At 44.5% G+C, this 15,789-nt stretch carries 16 protein-coding genes; 10 read left to right on the top strand and 6 right to left on the bottom strand.

The window, feature by feature from the left end; all coding sequences use genetic code 11:
* Both deoD and smpB read left to right on the top strand, forming a co-directional pair.
* Window positions 1-708 (top strand): purine-nucleoside phosphorylase, encoded by a 708-nt coding sequence (deoD, locus tag BT112_RS08825; RefSeq protein WP_072317007.1) that lies wholly within the window; start codon window positions 1-3, stop codon window positions 706-708.
* A 53-nt stretch (window positions 709-761) separates the two neighbouring features.
* Window positions 762-1,220, top strand: coding sequence for an SsrA-binding protein SmpB (smpB, locus tag BT112_RS08820; RefSeq protein WP_072317006.1), 459 nt, complete (start codon window positions 762-764; stop codon window positions 1,218-1,220).
* A 3-nt stretch (window positions 1,221-1,223) separates the two neighbouring features.
* Here smpB and BT112_RS08815 read toward each other — a convergent pair whose 3' ends face one another.
* From BT112_RS08815 to BT112_RS08800, 4 genes are all read right to left on the bottom strand, one after another.
* Window positions 1,224-1,868, bottom strand: a complete 645-nt coding sequence (locus BT112_RS08815; RefSeq protein WP_072317005.1) for a response regulator transcription factor — start codon at window positions 1,866-1,868, stop codon at window positions 1,224-1,226.
* On the bottom strand, window positions 1,855-2,655 hold the full coding sequence (locus tag BT112_RS08810) for a sensor histidine kinase (RefSeq protein WP_072317004.1): 801 nt from the start codon (window positions 2,653-2,655) through the stop codon (window positions 1,855-1,857). The genes BT112_RS08815 and BT112_RS08810 overlap by 14 nt, the downstream gene beginning before the upstream one ends.
* Window positions 2,628-3,275: a hypothetical protein gene (locus BT112_RS08805; RefSeq protein WP_072317003.1), complete on the bottom strand. Its 648-nt coding sequence runs from the start codon at window positions 3,273-3,275 to the stop codon at window positions 2,628-2,630. Before BT112_RS08805 ends, BT112_RS08810 begins: the two co-directional genes overlap by 28 nt.
* Before the next feature lie 123 nt (window positions 3,276-3,398).
* Entirely contained in the window at window positions 3,399-3,956 is a 558-nt protein-coding gene (locus tag BT112_RS08800) for a hypothetical protein (RefSeq protein WP_072317002.1), read from the bottom strand.
* Window positions 3,957-4,182: 226 nt separating this feature from the next.
* Here BT112_RS08800 and BT112_RS08795 point away from each other — a divergent pair, with 226 nt between their 5' ends.
* The 8 genes from BT112_RS08795 (at window position 4,183) to BT112_RS08760 (ending at window position 13,820) form a co-directional block, all read left to right on the top strand.
* A complete protein-coding gene (locus BT112_RS08795; RefSeq protein WP_072317001.1) occupies window positions 4,183-4,848 on the top strand; it encodes a C40 family peptidase in 666 nt (221 codons plus the stop codon).
* Between the two features lie 28 nt (window positions 4,849-4,876).
* Window positions 4,877-6,391, top strand: coding sequence for a hypothetical protein (locus BT112_RS08790; RefSeq protein WP_072317000.1), 1,515 nt, complete (start codon window positions 4,877-4,879; stop codon window positions 6,389-6,391).
* Between the two features lie 95 nt (window positions 6,392-6,486).
* Complete coding sequence (locus BT112_RS08785; protein ID WP_072316999.1) at window positions 6,487-8,244, top strand: hypothetical protein; 1,758 nt, start codon at window positions 6,487-6,489, stop codon at window positions 8,242-8,244.
* A gap of 202 nt (window positions 8,245-8,446) precedes the next feature.
* A complete protein-coding gene (locus tag BT112_RS08780; protein ID WP_072316998.1) occupies window positions 8,447-9,013 on the top strand; it encodes an RNA polymerase sigma factor in 567 nt (188 codons plus the stop codon).
* Between the two features lie 89 nt (window positions 9,014-9,102).
* Window positions 9,103-10,071, top strand: coding sequence for a FecR family protein (locus tag BT112_RS08775; RefSeq protein ID WP_072316997.1), 969 nt, complete (start codon window positions 9,103-9,105; stop codon window positions 10,069-10,071).
* A gap of 41 nt (window positions 10,072-10,112) precedes the next feature.
* Window positions 10,113-12,740 (top strand): TonB-dependent receptor, encoded by a 2,628-nt coding sequence (locus BT112_RS08770; RefSeq protein ID WP_245777005.1) that lies wholly within the window; start codon window positions 10,113-10,115, stop codon window positions 12,738-12,740.
* A gap of 4 nt (window positions 12,741-12,744) precedes the next feature.
* Window positions 12,745-13,554: a DUF4249 domain-containing protein gene (locus BT112_RS08765; protein ID WP_072316996.1), complete on the top strand. Its 810-nt coding sequence runs from the start codon at window positions 12,745-12,747 to the stop codon at window positions 13,552-13,554.
* Complete coding sequence (locus tag BT112_RS08760; protein ID WP_217652348.1) at window positions 13,551-13,820, top strand: hypothetical protein; 270 nt, start codon at window positions 13,551-13,553, stop codon at window positions 13,818-13,820. The genes BT112_RS08765 and BT112_RS08760 overlap by 4 nt, the downstream gene beginning before the upstream one ends.
* Before the next feature lie 100 nt (window positions 13,821-13,920).
* Here BT112_RS08760 and BT112_RS08755 read toward each other — a convergent pair whose 3' ends face one another.
* Window positions 13,921-14,352: an FKBP-type peptidyl-prolyl cis-trans isomerase gene (locus tag BT112_RS08755; RefSeq protein WP_072316995.1), complete on the bottom strand. Its 432-nt coding sequence runs from the start codon at window positions 14,350-14,352 to the stop codon at window positions 13,921-13,923.
* Window positions 14,353-14,482: 130 nt separating this feature from the next.
* The gene (locus tag BT112_RS08750) at window positions 14,483-15,595 is read right to left on the bottom strand and encodes a D-TA family PLP-dependent enzyme (protein WP_072316994.1); all 1,113 of its coding nucleotides are present in this window, start codon (window positions 15,593-15,595) and stop codon (window positions 14,483-14,485) included.
* Window positions 15,596-15,789 lie beyond the last annotated feature (194 nt).

Raw genomic sequence — 15,789 nt, 5'->3', positions numbered from 1 at the left:
ATGAGTGTACACATACAAGCACAGCAAGGCGATATTGCCGAAACGGTACTGCTTCCGGGCGATCCGTTGAGAGCACGCTGGATTGCCGAAAATTTTCTGGACAATGCCGTGCAATACAATAATGTTCGCGGCATGTACGGTTTTACCGGTACGTACAAAGGAACACCGATCTCCGTACAGGGTACGGGAATGGGAGTACCTTCCATAAGCATTTACGCCCATGAACTGATCAACGATTACGGTGTAAAACAACTGATCCGTGTGGGCAGCGCAGGAGCGTACCAAAAGGACATTAAAGTCCGGGATATCGTACTGGCCATGGCAGCATCCACCAACAGCAATATAAACCGGATACATTTTAACCAGGACAGCTTTGCTCCTGTAGCTGATTTCGAACTTTTTACCCGGGCCGTAAGTAAAGCCGGATTGCTGGATATTCCGCTGAAAGCAGGGAACGTTCTGACCAGTGATATATTTTATGACGCGGATCCGGACTATTATAAAAGGTGGGCGGAATACGGTGTGCTTTGTGTAGAAATGGAAGCTGCTGCGCTATATACCATTGCAGCGCGTTTCGGGGTACGTGCACTGGCTATACTTACCATTACCGATCATGTGGTTACGGGGGAAAGTATAGATGCTGTCGCCCGGGAAAAATCATTAAAAAACATGGTGAACCTGGCCCTGGAAACCGCGATAAACCGGTAAAGGGTGCCTTCACCCCGTTGAATTATAAAATAGTTAGTACTTTTGCAATCCTTATGCAAAAAAAGATCAACATACAGAATAAACGTGCGCGTTTCGAATTTGAACTGCTCGACAAATACGTAGCGGGAATCGTACTTACGGGAACGGAGATAAAGTCTATCCGTCTGAGCAAAGCTTCTATTGCCGAGAGTTTTTGCGAATTTAACGAACGGGGAGAATTATTCGTTATCAATATGTATATCGAAGAATATGCGCACGGTACGCATTACAACCATAAACCCCGTAGCGAACGTAAGCTTCTGCTGAACAAAAACGAGCTTCGCAAACTGAACAAGGAGGTGAAAAACGTAGGGCTTACCATCGTTCCGTTGCGTCTGTTTATCAATGACCGGGGACTGGCCAAAATGGAAATTGCCCTGGCCAAGGGTAAAAAGATGTATGACAAACGGGAAACGATCAAGGACCGGGATAACAAACGAAACCTGGACCGGATCAAGAAAGCTTACAAATAAGAATCAGATCTCTATCAGTTTATTTTTTATTGCATAGAGTACCAGTCCTATACGGCTTTTGACGTCCAGTTTTTCAAAAAGGACCTCCCGGTAACCATCAATGGTTTTCGGCGACAGGAACATATCTTCTGCGATTTCTTTGTATGTCCTTTCGGTACAGGCCAGTTTCAGGAATTCCACTTCTCTTTCTTTGAGGCACATTCCTGCGGATATTTCTTTTTTATCTATGGACTCGAGGATGGTATTGGTGATCCGATCCGAAAAGTAAAACCCTTTGGAAAGGGTATCGTCCAAAGCCTTTTCGAAACCATCGGGATGAATATCCTTTAACAGGTATCCCCTGGCCCCCAATCGGAGCATTCGGATAATGGTTTCTTCCCTGTCATCCATAGAAAGCGCAAGAACTTTCAGACCCGGAGCGTGTTCCCGGATCCAGCTCATCGTTTCCAGTCCGTCCATGACCGGCATATTGATATCCAGTAAAACGAGATCCGGAGCATTTGCAATACGTTGCATCTGTACTATGAAGTCCTGCCCGTTATAGGCGTGAAAAAGCACATCGTATTTATCCAGTGCAACAATCAGGGAAGTAAGTGATTGCGCAAAAAGCAAATGATCATCAACTATAGCAATGCTACTGCGTTTCATCGTGGTATTTGGTTGGTTTCAAGGGATATGTCAAAGTTATGGAAACTCCCGCATTTTTTTGCGCTTCCAATTGTATTTTCGCTCCTATCATGGCCGCCCTGCGGTTTATATTGATCATTCCGACTCCTTTCCGTACCTTTTCGGGGATGAATCCAATTCCGTTGTCCCGTACACAAATTATGATCTCCCGGGGCGTATAGCGGATACATACCGATAAAAAGGTTGCCCTGGAGTGTTTGATACAATTGGCAAAGCACTCCTGCAGGATCCGGAAAATGATCACTTCGTCTTTTTTCTCCATACAAACCGGAGTACCTTCGGTGTGGAATTCCGTTTCCAGAAAATTAAGACGTTCGAAACGGCTTACTTCTGCCCTCAAAGCTTCTTCGAGACCCACGTTCAGAATGAAATCTGCATTGAGAGAATGCGATAACTGCCGTATTTCACGAACTCCTTTTCCGAGAATATCGGTAGCTTCTCTGAACTGGGACTTCTGCTGCTCCCCCACCACACGTTCGAGCATATTGAGCTGCATTTTGGCTACGGAAAGCAACTGTCCGATATTATCGTGAAGTTCCCAACTGACATTTTTGAGGGTTTGTTCCTGGATTTCGGTCTGGGCCTTCGCCAGCTCTTCCTCAAAACGTTTTTTGTCTTCGGCTTTCTGCATAAGCAGTTTGGTTTTTCTCCGGTAGAAAACAGAGAAAATAGAAACTACGGCTACCAGCAATAAAAGCAGGACCACCGAAGAAGCCAGAATCAGTAATTGTATCTCTTCCTGCTCCATAAAACTCCTGTGATAAAACAACTGTGCATGACCACGTTGAGTATAAAGATAACCAAAGAATACAAATCTCCTCCGTAATGAAAAAACTCGGATGCGATCATAAACGGAAGGAACGGTATAAAAAACAATAATATTCCGAGGCTGAACCAGAAATAGACAGATCGTTGAAAATGTAATATAAAATCGTCCTTAAAGACTTCTACGAAATAAAGGTAAATGGTAATAATTACAAAGATCGTCCCGATAATATAGGTATAGGTCTGTCTTTCATAAATAAAATCCTGTAGCCCTAAACTATTGTAAATGCCAAAAGCAAGGAATAAGGTGGCCATAAACAGTATCCTGTTCCTGTACGTTATGCTCGTAATCAATGACCTGTACCACAGGAAATAAAAAAGAAACTGTATAACAGTATAGGTGTTTACGATAAAATGTATGGGATACCTGGCATCGAGTACCTGGTAATACACGATCTTATAGGAAAACTCAGTGATTGCCGTAAACCAGATGGAATACACAAAATACCTGCCCTTTCCCTGGCGATAGCGTCCGTAGGCCAGTGTAGCTATGATGGCAGACAAGAGTGCGATATACCGTATGCTTATGGTCAGTGTTTCCAAATACCTGTTACCGTTTTATCATGTTCGAAAATCTGTATGCTCCAAAGGGAAATCGGGTTATGGAGTACCGGAATATCAAGCGCTGATTTCCTCCGGTTAACCCGATAACCCGATACAAATATCCTAATAAGAAGCTTTAGGCGGGTCTCCAGCGCCACCGTAGTTGTACGGGTCGATATCCATTATTTTATCGGGGACATCATTATACATCAAAGGCATGTTTACGAATGCACTTTCCTGTTTACGTGCTTTTTTCCCTGCCGGCGAAATAAACAGGGTCATGACATTTTGTTTTTCTCCTGATTCTTCTGTTTCCGGATAAACCCCGAAATAAAAACGGAAGCCTTCAAGCGTATAACCTTTTGCCTTAGCCTCCTGTTTTGCCCATGCAAAATAATGCTCAAGCTCATCCAGACTGTAATAGGTATGGCTCGTATACTCGAAAGCGGGCTGGTGTACGGGTATAAATCCTTTTGCAGTATCCTGTCGCATTTTTACGCCCTGCATCAGGTTGTCGAGTTCCTTTACAAACCTGCTGCTGAGTTTTGAAGCTCGTTTTACATCTATGGTATTTTTGGGCTTATTGACTTTTTCAGGCTGGTGTTCCGTACAAGACAGACAAAGCAGGACAAGAATAAGCATTACGGCTGAAATAGCCTTTCCGGTAAAGTTAGTTTTCATAATATGTGGTTTAATGGTTTGGATAAAAGTATAGATAAAAAGCTTAAAACCGGACAACACGATGAGCAAAAGGGGAAAAATCCCCTTTCATCCCGGGGTAAACACCCCTGGAAATCAAGGAAAAAGCCCCTTGTGCCGGTTTCCTCATCCGGATACCTTTGACCAAAACAAATACGGAGCCCCCGGGAAGCTCCGGCACCACTACAAACTTTAATCCTTATCTATTATGAAAACTTTACTTCAAATCGCAATGCAGGAACTCGGCGTTAAGGAAGTTCCGGGAAAAGAAGCCAACCCGCAAATATTGCACTATGCCAAAGAAGCGGGTTTCCCCGGCTATACATCAGACGAATCGGCCTGGTGTAGTTTGTTCATGAACTGGGTAGCCCAGGAAGCCGGGTTGGAAAAATCGGGAAGCCTTGCCGCCAGATCCTGGCTGAACAAGGGATTTTCCGTCAGTATTCCCGAACCTGGAGATGTTGTAGTCTTCTGGCGGGTAAGCAGGGAGTCCTGGGAAGGACATGTAGGCATTTTTCTGGGATTTTCTTCGGATGGCAAAAGAATTTACTGCCTCGGCGGAAACCAGGGAAACCAGGTTTCCATCAGCGGAAGGAGTACCGAATACCTGCTCGGTTTCCGAAGATTGAGAGCGGCAGGAAAAACGATCTTCTCCGGAAAAACCCTCAAAAAGGGACATACCGGCACCGAAGTGGTAAGTCTTCAGGATGCTTTAAAACAGCTGGGCTATAACCCCGGAACCTCCGATGGTATTTTCGGACCGAAAACAGAGCAGGCATTAAAAGATTTCCAGGCTTCGGATCTCACCTTAGCTATTAACGGAGTCTTTGACAAACCGACAAGAGAACTGCTTACCAAACTTTTAAACCAATAAAACAAGTATTAATCTTAAATCAACGATCATGGCAAAAGAAGTATTACCGGAACAATTAATGAATTCTGTTTTGGGTAAGTTATACGACGTACTTACCAACGGAGATGATGTGGTCCCTAAATCGGATGACAACTACCTCGCCTGGCTTTCTGTAGGCATGCCCTACCCCAAAGACGAACTGGAATTTTTGTCTACAGGGCTTACCGGTGTAATCCGCCAGCCGGAAAACAGCAACGGTGAAAAACCTGTGGAAAAAACACCGGAAGAAATCAACCAGCTCCTGGCTCAGGACGTCAGCAGGAAGTATATGCAGGCAGAAAACCTCGCAAGACTTTGCGATATGATCCCGGATACCAGCGGGGTTACCGGCGATGTTACCATGAATGTATGGAATCCGGAAAACACGCTTTCGCAGGCGTACAATCATATTCTGAAATTCAGCCAGGTAGCCAATTTCGAACCGGATGAGAAAACCAAGGCCAAAATTGCGAGGCTGCGGGGATTACTTCAGGAAAAAAAGATCAAAAAGAATATCGTTACCGAAGAGGAAGAAGAAGTATTACAGGAAACACCGCTTGTAAAACTATACAACGAAAAGATGCAGCAATACATGAGTGCTGCGCTGGAATACAATACCCACAGGGTAAACGCACTTTCCGGCAAAGATCCTGCGGCTATCCATTTCTGGGCGATGAATGCCGGTATACTCCGGAATAAGGTCATGGCTGCAAAAAACGACTGGATCACAAACGGCTATAAAGAAGAATATGATCAGATTGCCGCATTTATAGCCCAGGTTGAAGGAAGGAGCATGCTGACACTGAAACAGCAGTATATCGACGACATGGAGAAAGCCCGGCTTACCGGCCTGTCTTCCGGTTCCGATTTTTACTATACTTCACTGCTCCCCGGCGGTTTTGCGGAAAGCGATAGCGGGTGGACCGAATTCACCTTCCGGAGCTCCGATTATCAGTCCAACTATAAGTTCGACTCCAAAAAAGGCGGCGGCGGCGGCGGACTTTCCCTTGGGTTCTTTAATGTCGGTGGAAAAGGTAGTTATGAAAAGACCAAAAGTACGCGAAAAATAGATGCCTCACAGTTCCGTCTCAGTTTTAAGATATGCCAGGCGCCCATATCGAGGAGCTGGTGCAATTTTAATTTTCTCACCAGTAAATACTGGAGGTTTGACCAGAACAACGGTGAATTCAAAGATAATATGGTTTCGGACGGGCAGGTACCACCCTCCGGGATGATCCCGGCCTATACCACAACAGCCATCTTTGTCAAAGACCTCAATCTCTACTTCGGGAAACAGCATGCAGAAATCACCAGCGAAATGACCAAGGCAAGTGGTGGCGGATTTGTGTCCTGGGGACCGTTTCACGCCGGGGGAAAATACGAATCGAACAGCCAGGAACGCGATATGAGCTCGAGCAGTGACTCTCAGGGTATAAAAATACAGGGAATGCAGCTCATCGGTTTTAAATGTCATATGCTCCCGAAATCTCCGGATGCCAAACCGGATGTTAAGGAGTGGGTATAACCACATAGAGAAGTTAAGAACCTCGCGGGAGTACCGCGAGGCTTAACTTAAATAGTTCTTTAACTCTCGGTTACCGAGTAAAAACGATTATAATCATGTCACAATTAGCCACGATTTTCAGGAAGATAAAAGATGACTTTGTAAATAATCACCTGGCTGAAGAGGACAAGGAAAAATACAGGTTGCTGTTTTCTCCGTTCTCCACCGGTTTCGATTATGAAGATTTTCTCTTTCTGGATACCAATAAAGCCGCAGAAGAAGCCCATAAATATTACGATGAGCTCTATGAGTTTTCCCAGATGGCCAATACGATTTGTCGCGGAGGTAACTTCTGGAGTGTATCCGGCGATCGCAAAGACTATCTTTACAGTGCTTACGGAGAGATCCTCCGGGGACTGAAACTTATGGACCCCGACACGCTGACCATAAAAATGATTTCCGGACACCCTGTTTTTCTCAAAGTGCTTAATCTTCTCCAGGGTGATGATTTTGACGAATATCGTTCTTATGACTCCCTGATAAAAAAACTGGGTAATGAAATTACAGCACTTACCGAAAATGCCCCGGATAACGTGTTGGAAATAGATTTGAAAAAAGAAAGTCTCGAAAAACTGGAAACGACATGGGAAGCTTCCGGAAACCGACAGAAGGTGGAAGCTGTTATTCTTAATGTGGTTAAAGACGAATTCAAACGTTTTATGCGGAGGTTTATAGCGACCAAAGGTGCTTTTGAAAGTGCCGTGCGGACCCATGTGGAAGATACTTTTTATTATACCAGTTGTACCCCCAATAACCTGTATAAAGGAAATAGTGCGGAATGGAAAAAAATAGAGATCCGGAAACCGGAACTGGACACGCTTTCCGGCCTGGTCCGGGAAGAGGAATACGGCAGTATTTTCGGCAACTCTGACATGGCTGATATCGATATCGAAAAAATTGAGTTCGAACTGCTCTTTGCCAAAATTACCCGTCCGTGGTTTGACGAATCCCTGCTTCGTTCTCCTTTCTGGAACATGTATGTCCTCAACCGGGAGGATATTGATATTCCGGAAGTGACTACCGAATTTATTTTTGTACGTAACGTACGTATAGAACTACCCGAACACTCCGATAAAAACAAAAAACTCCTCCGAACCGACCAGATTCAGAATCTCGGTCCTTTTATCATCAATACGGCACAATTGCGTACCGGTCAGAAACTCAACCTCAACTCGGTAAATACCGCACTGAATATTAACCGGAAAACTATTCTGAACGTATCTTCCGGACTGGAGAAAAAAAACAAGCAGGATGTCCAGAGTATGCGTACGCTCATCAGTAAAAAACAACAGCAATTCGTAACGCTGGCACCGCGCTTACAAACGGATACCGTCACCGTGAAAAAGGTAAACAAAGCCCGTGTAACTCCCCGTATCGCCATGGAACCTAAAATGAAGTTTACTAAAATGTCTCCTCATATCAAATTTCTTCTGAATGTCAAGGGAATATTTTCTTTTAAGGATCGGGATAATCAGGCTGCCGTTGCGGTTTTGCCGCAGCATCTTCTCTTCACCACGGAGGGCAAACCTGCAAATATTACACTGATCAATACTTCTGGACATATATTAGAGGGGAGTTTTAACAGGAATGCCGAATTGGTCATGGAGGTTAAAGTTCCCGGATACGTATCACAACGTATAACGTTTACACCCGCATCACTTCTGACCGGACAGGTATTTACAAAAAATGTATTTTTGCAAAAAGAAGTAAAGCCCACGGCAACAGTGGCGTCAAAAGGGTTTCAACTGATAGGTGTAGTCACCAGGATCACGGATAATTTCCCTACTCCTATCCGCGGTGCCGACTATCTCTGAACACCGTACACGCCGGTTTTGAAAATTCCGGTCAGCCCGTATATTCATGCCTGTTTTCAGAGCTACTTTCTGTGAACAGGCTTGTTTTACAAGGAGAAAATAATTTTCACTATATTTTAACATTCCATGACGTAATTAGTTTTACATTCGCAATACAATACAGGATCATCCGATCCAGAACATTCAAAAGCTTTTCATCTTCATGGCCCACATCCCGGATTCAGTACTGGTAAAACGACTCTCCGAGAGCGATGAAAAAGCATTTACGGCACTGTATTACAGGTATACAGACAAGATCAGGAATTTTTTAGCAAAACTTCGTCTGGATTTTCATACGGACGATATTATCCAGGAGACATTTATTACCGTCTGGAGAAAAAGGAAAGAGATCGACGCTTCTCTAAACTTCAGCGCATACCTTTTTACGATCTCCCGCAATCTCGCCCTGAAATCTTTAAAGCAGGAGCTTTACACTTCCATTTCAGAGAGTGATATCTCCTTTGATACGGAGGATGAGGAAAGTTTCAGGATACGGGAAACTTTTTACCGTGCACTGGAGGCGTCTATAGAGAAGCTGCCGGAACGTCCCAGACAAGTACTTATTCTCAAAAGGATCAAGGGACGTTCTACAGAAGAGATAGCCCTGGAACTGGGTATTAGCAAAAGTACGGTAGAAAACCACATGAACCGTGCCCTGGCTGTGCTCAAAGAAGAACTCTCCGGATTTTCTGCCGTTGGTGTGCTTTTACTCGAAATCTGCTTTTCCTGAACCTTTAACATTATTTAACATTTTTTGCTTAGGTGTTTTTGTGTTTTTCCGGATATACCGGTTAACAAACACAAAGAAGCCCGCTATTTATGGAACCTTTGAATACATTATGGCAAAAATACCTGCAGGGGACCCTTACACCCCGGGGAAAATTACAATTACTCCAGGCTCTGGAGAAGGATGAGAATCGTTTTCTGACCGAGCGCCTGCTCGAAATGGAGTGGAACGATGCCCCGGCGGCAATGTCCGGATCGCATGAAAATAAAAAACTACTTCGGAAAATAAGGAAGGAACTCGGCTTCCGGCAAGACCCTCCTGCCCCGCGACGTTACAGGTTCCGCTATGCTGTTGCTGCCGCTGTTTTACTGTTGTTTACACTGGGAATATGGATGGCAACAGTAATGCCGGGAGACGAACGTTATATAACGCTTAAAGTTACTGCCGGAGAACCTGCGCGCAATTTTATGCTTCCCGACAGCACGGTAGTTTGGCTCAATTCGGCTACGGTACTTTCTTACCATCCCGATTTTAAAAATGACAGGGACGTCCGGCTCAACGGAGAAGCATACTTTGAGGTGGCCCACGACAAACAGCATCCGTTCCGGGTGTCTTTCGGCAATAACCACCTGCTGGTAACGGGAACACGTTTTGGTATCAAATCGTACGAGGATGAAATGACGTCTACGGTAGGCGTTAAAGATGGAAGTGTAAAGGTATTCTACCCGTCGGACAGTGTCAGCCTTGTAAAAGACAATAATCTTATAATCGACAACCGAACCGGGATTGCTGTGCTTAATGATCAGATCAATGTAGACTCCTGGCGCGGGGATTCGCTCCGGTTTAATAATATTCCGTTCGGAGAAGCACTTCGTATGCTGGAAGACCGCTATGACGTCACTGTTCATGCCGATGCTTTACCCGATGCTATCACACGGAAAAGGATAACTATAACCTATCCTGCCGGGACTTCCTTTGAAGACGTTATCGAAGGTCTGGCTATACTCCTGGACCTGAAATATGTATTTCCGGATACTCATACGGTAATACTTAAACACTAATATCATCCCACTTAAATATTAATATTAAAACAGATCTGTTTATGAATCTGATTTCCAGACAAGTCATTTACTTTTTGATCATGGCCTGCTGTGGTATAAACCTTCTGACAGCCCAGCATTCCACCCGTTTCCCGGATACGAAAATAACGTTATCTCCGGGGAGCCTAAAAGCCGTACTTCAACAGGTACAGGAACAAACATCGTATTCGTTTGCGTATAATAACGACGATATCGATCATATCCGGCAAACCGGTATAACCCAGGGAGAATATACGCTTTCGGGTTTACTAAGATTACTTCAGAAGAAACACCATCTTTATTTTCAGGACAAAAACGGTGTTATTTATGTCCGTAAACAACAGAAACGGGATACGCTGCCTGAAATCCGCGGACAGGTACTCGATGAAAACGGCGATCCCCTGCCACAGGCCAACATTATCGAAAAAGGGACAAACAATGGAGTTGTAAGTGATTTCGATGGTTATTTTACGCTGATACCTTCCCGGCCGGATGCCGTTATTTCGGTGTCTTATCTCGGTTATATTACCCGTAATATCCTGGCAGACGGAAGTGTTTTGTCCGTAACCCTCGATCCCAACACGGCATTACTCGATGAGGTTGTCGTTACCCGAAACAGGAATATTGCGGAAATCAAAAAACCACAGATGAGTGTCAGTCGCCTGAGTTCCGAAGAGATAAAACGTATTCCCGTAGTACTCGGTGAAAGCGATCCGCTGAAATCGCTTATGCAGCTCCCCGGTATTACCAATGCCGGAGAAGCCTCTTCGGGCTTTAATGTAAGAGGTGGGGCTGCCGATCAGAACCTTATCCTGCTCGATGGTTCTCCTGTATTCGGGGATTCCCATCTTTTTGGTTTCTTCTCTGTTTTTAATCCCGATGTCGTACAGGATATGGAATTGTACAAGGGCGGTATTCCCGCCAGGTTCGGTGGCAGGGTATCGTCCGTTCTCGACGTACATCAAAAAACCGGTAATTCCGAAGAATTTCACATGAACGGAGGCATCGGGGCTATTTCGAGCCGCCTGATGGCCGAAGGGCCTTTTGCCAACGGAAAAGGGTCTTTTATCGTAGCAGGAAGAAGTTCGTATGCCCATTTGTTCCTCAAGCTGTCCGACAATGATAACTCCGGATATTTTTATGATCTGAATACCAAAATCAGCTATCGCCTCAACGATAATAATTCCATTTTCCTGTCCGGGTATTTCGGCCGGGATGTCTTTGATATCAGCAACAGCTTTTCCAGTTCGTATGGCAATGCCATGTTCAATCTGCGGTGGAACCATCGGTTTTCGGAAAACCTCCTTTCCGACCTGTCGGTCATATACAGCGATTATCGTTTTGGTCTGGACCTGTCTTTCTTTGACTTCGAATGGAACAGTAATATTGAAACCTACAGCCTTAAATACGATATGAAATATTATGTTTCCGACCGTTTTACCCTGCAATACGGGGCCAATGCCATATATTACGACTTTAACCCGGGAACACTGAGCCCTAATGCGGAAAGCTCCAGTTTCAACTACAGGCAACTGGACAGAAAATATGCCATAGAGCCTTCTTTTTATATCGACGCAGAACATACATTATCAGATAAACTGGCACTTACTTACGGATTGCGTTACAGTATGTTCCAGCGTTATGGCAAGGAAGAAATCAGTATATATGAAAACGGGCTGCCGTTGGTCTACAATCCCGATTTCGGTATTTATGAAGAAGGAAAACAAACAGGAAGCAGGACCTATGGCAGTGGTGATAAAATTTCGGGCTTTGACAATTTGGAGCCCCGGGCAGGGCTTTCTTACGCTATTAATGATAATAGCTCGGTGAAAGCGAGCTACAACAGGATGTCGCAGTACCTGCACCTGTTGTCCAACACCCAGTCCCCTACACCGGTTAATGTATGGACTCCGAGCGGACCTTATATCAAGCCGCAGATACTGGACCAGGTAGCCCTGGGATATTTCCGGAACTTTAAAGACAACGCCTATACCATCGAAACAGAAGTTTTCTATAAAAAAGTAAAAAACCGTATTGATTATATCGATAATGCCGATCTTATCGGAAACAATAATATCGAAAGGGAAATACTCAATGGAAAGGCCCGCTCTTACGGGCTTGAATTCCTCCTCCGGAAAAATACCGGAAAACTTACAGGGTGGATAGCTTACACCCTTTCGCGGGCCGAACAGCAAACGCCGGGCAGGACCCCGGAAGAAACGGGGATCAATAACGGAGACTGGTACCTTTCTGCCTATGATAAACTGCATAACCTCACCATAACCGGGGGCTATGAACTGAACAAAAAATGGTCTTTCGGAGCCAATTTCACCTATCAGACCGGGCAGCCTGTAACCTTTCCCAAAGGGCGATATGAAATAGACGGTATCAGTGTCCCGAATTACGTCTCCCGTAATGAAGACCGGTTACCGGCTTATCACCACCTCGATGTTTCAGCTACATACGTCCCTAAGCCCTATAAGAAAAAAGGATGGCAGGGCGAATGGGTATTTGGTATCTATAACCTCTACAGCCGTAAAAACGCCGCGTCTATCAGTTTCAGAAGCAATGAAGATACGGGAGCAAATGAAGCGATCAGACTTTCTATTTTCGGCATTATTCCCAGTGTAACTTATAATTTTAAATTTTAAGAAGATGAAACGTTTTTTATTTTCCATACTTATAATTTCCATACTGTTAATGTCTTGCGAAGACACGATCAAGGCCGATCTCGACACGGCAGATCCCCGATTGGTCATAGATGCCGGGATAACATGGGTAAAAGGAACTTCGGGTAGTGAACAGGTTATAAAACTCAGCACGACCACCGGTTATTACGATACGGAAATTCCTGTGGTATCAGGTGCTACGGTATATATGACCAACGGGGAAGAACAGGTTTTTGATTTTGTAGAAACTCCAGGCACGGGAAATTATGTCTGCAACAACTTTATTCCCGTAATAGGTGAAGAGTACAGACTTACCGTTATTGCAGACGGAATAACGTACGAGGCCACTGAACGTATGATAAGTGTTCCGGAGATATCTTCCGTAGAGCAGAATGAAGAAGGTGGTTTTCTGGGAGACGAAAAGGAGGTGAAATTCTACTACCAGGACGATCCCGAAGCAGATAATTATTACCTGACCCGGTTTGATGTCAGTTTTCTCGCTACTTCGGAATATGATGTAAGTGATGACTCTTTTACACAGGGAAACCGGATGTTCGAAAATTTCAGTCATGAAGACATGAAAACCGGCGATGTGGTAAACATCAGGTTTTCCGGAATATCCGAACGTTTTTATAATTATATGTCCCTGGTTATTGACGCTTCGGATGGCAATTCGTTTTCCGTGCCCGCAGCCAATATCAGGGGGAATATCCGTAACCAGGCAGACGAACAGGATTATCCTTACGGATTTTTTCGGCTGTCACAGGCAGAAATCATATCCGTGACCATAGAATGACAAGGTATGACAACACCATAAACCCCATGATTCCGAATAGTAGTTTTTCATCGCATGTAGAAATCTTCCGGACCGATATCACCAATACCGTACCTGCGGATATTTGTGTACTGGTGCTGTCTGAGTATTTCCCGAATGCATCTATCAATTTCGACCTGGAAGACCAGGACCGTATCCTCCGTATCGAAGCCCGGGATGTAGATGTGCTCAAAATTACCGAAATAGTAAAAGATCTCGGGATATATTGTGAGTTGCTGGAAGGTTAACCCAATTAAAAATCCCCCGGAATCATAAAGATACGGGGGATTTTTAATACATTTCACACTAAAGTATTTGTTTAGAAAAACACCTGTATTATGTTTAAAATTATGACTTTATCTCAACCAATTCAAGATCAAAAGTAAGATCCTGTCCTGCGAGCGGATGATTTCCGTCGAGTACGACATGATCATCTTCTACTTGGGCTACACGAAGCTGGTATTCGGAGCCGTCAGGATTTTTAGCAACGAGTCCCATCCCTACTTCAGGAGTAATATTCGGAGGAAGTTCTTCCTTCTTTATAGCATGAAAAAGTTCTTCACGTACTTCGCCATAAGCTTCTTCCTTGGGAATAGTCACTGTTTTCTTCTCGCTCACTTCCATATCTATCAGGCCTTTCTCAAAACCGGGAATAAGACTACCCTGACCGAGTTCTACTTCGAGGGGTTCCCGCTCCAGAGAGCTGTCGAATACCTGTCCGTCGTTCAGTTTTCCCGTGTAATGCACTCGTACCGTGTCGTTTGCTTTTACTTTACTCATAAATAAAATATATCTGATTTATAATCATTTAACTACAAAGGTAATATTTCTGAAGTTTCTCCAAGGGAAAATCCCCGATAATTTCCTGATTTTGATCATATTTCACCTCCGGGAAATGATTTTGGAAAAATCAGACCGTTATACGACGTTTCCTGGCTGTGATTTCCCATACCTCCGTTTTTTCCCCTTCCTCCGTGACAGTGATTTCATCATACAGGTTTATGGTAGGGCATATATGATAAGGCACCCCGTATAATACATCTCCTATTTGGAGCCTCTCCGGATCGTCGACACGCAATACCCCGTGTTCTTCACTTTGTGAAAGCAATTCGTAACGGTCCAGGTTCAGGAATTTTATCCGTTGGTCTACGGGATTTTCCGAAGCCACTGCTTTATGACCGAGATCTATGGTGACCAGACCTTTTGCAGGCTTGGAAATGACCCGGGTGACCAGGAGTACGGCATGTTTGAATTTTTGTTCCGGCAGTTTTTCGCCGTATCCCCAATCCCAGAACACACAGGTTCCCGGACTGCATACCCGGTCTTTATGAAGTGCATGTGTGGTAAAAGCCGGAGTTCCTCCGGAAATGATTTCGAGTTGCGGGCAATCTTTCTTCAGTGTATGGATAGTTGCTTCAAGCGGGGAAAACCCGGCTTCGAGTTTCTTCTTTCGCCGCTCGTAATCCGCATCACGGTGGTGCCCGTCATAGACATGCAACCCTTTTAATTCCAATACTCCCGACTGTAACACTTTCCGGGCCAATAACTCCAGTTCCGGGCCGGGCTCTATACCGGAACGATTCATGCCGTTATTGACATCGATATATACTGCGATATTACTTCGGTTTCTCACGGCCTCCTGTTCCCACAGCCGTAAGGTATGTTCGTTATCGATAATCGTATAAAACGACGTTTCCGGAAAACGGGAAGACAACGCGGAGAAGCGAGCGATTTTAGGTCCCGTAAGCTGATGGGCAATCAGGACACTTCCCGCACCCGAGGCCGCCGCCATTTCGGCCTCGGCTATGGTCGACGTTTTAAAATTGCTGAGCCCCTTCCCTATCATTCTCTTTACGACCCCGGGCATTTTGTTTGTTTTGAGATGAGGACGTAATCTACGCACATCACCCCCGACCATTCGGATCATTTCCTCGAGATTATGCTCCATCCGATCGGTATACAATACAACACCCGGAGAGTCTATGTGATCGATACCGGCTACGGAGTACCAGTCTGCTTGCATACAATACCGTTTTAGAATCCCAAATTTACTGAAAAAGATCCGGTCTGAGAATTAGCCTTCAGTAATCTGGAAACAGGGTGTTATAAAGTTGATAATGATCCGTACTTTTTTTTAGCAACCTCATTGATTTATATCGACAATTTTCCTATTTTGCATTCATTATGTCTATAATTTTATTTATTTTTAAGATAAGA

The sequence above is a fragment of the Sinomicrobium oceani genome, from assembly GCF_900119185.1.
GTDB lineage: Bacteria > Bacteroidota > Bacteroidia > Flavobacteriales > Flavobacteriaceae > Sinomicrobium > Sinomicrobium oceani.
Note: the sequence above shows the minus strand (reverse complement) of the source record. Positions and strands in the feature narration are given on the sequence as shown.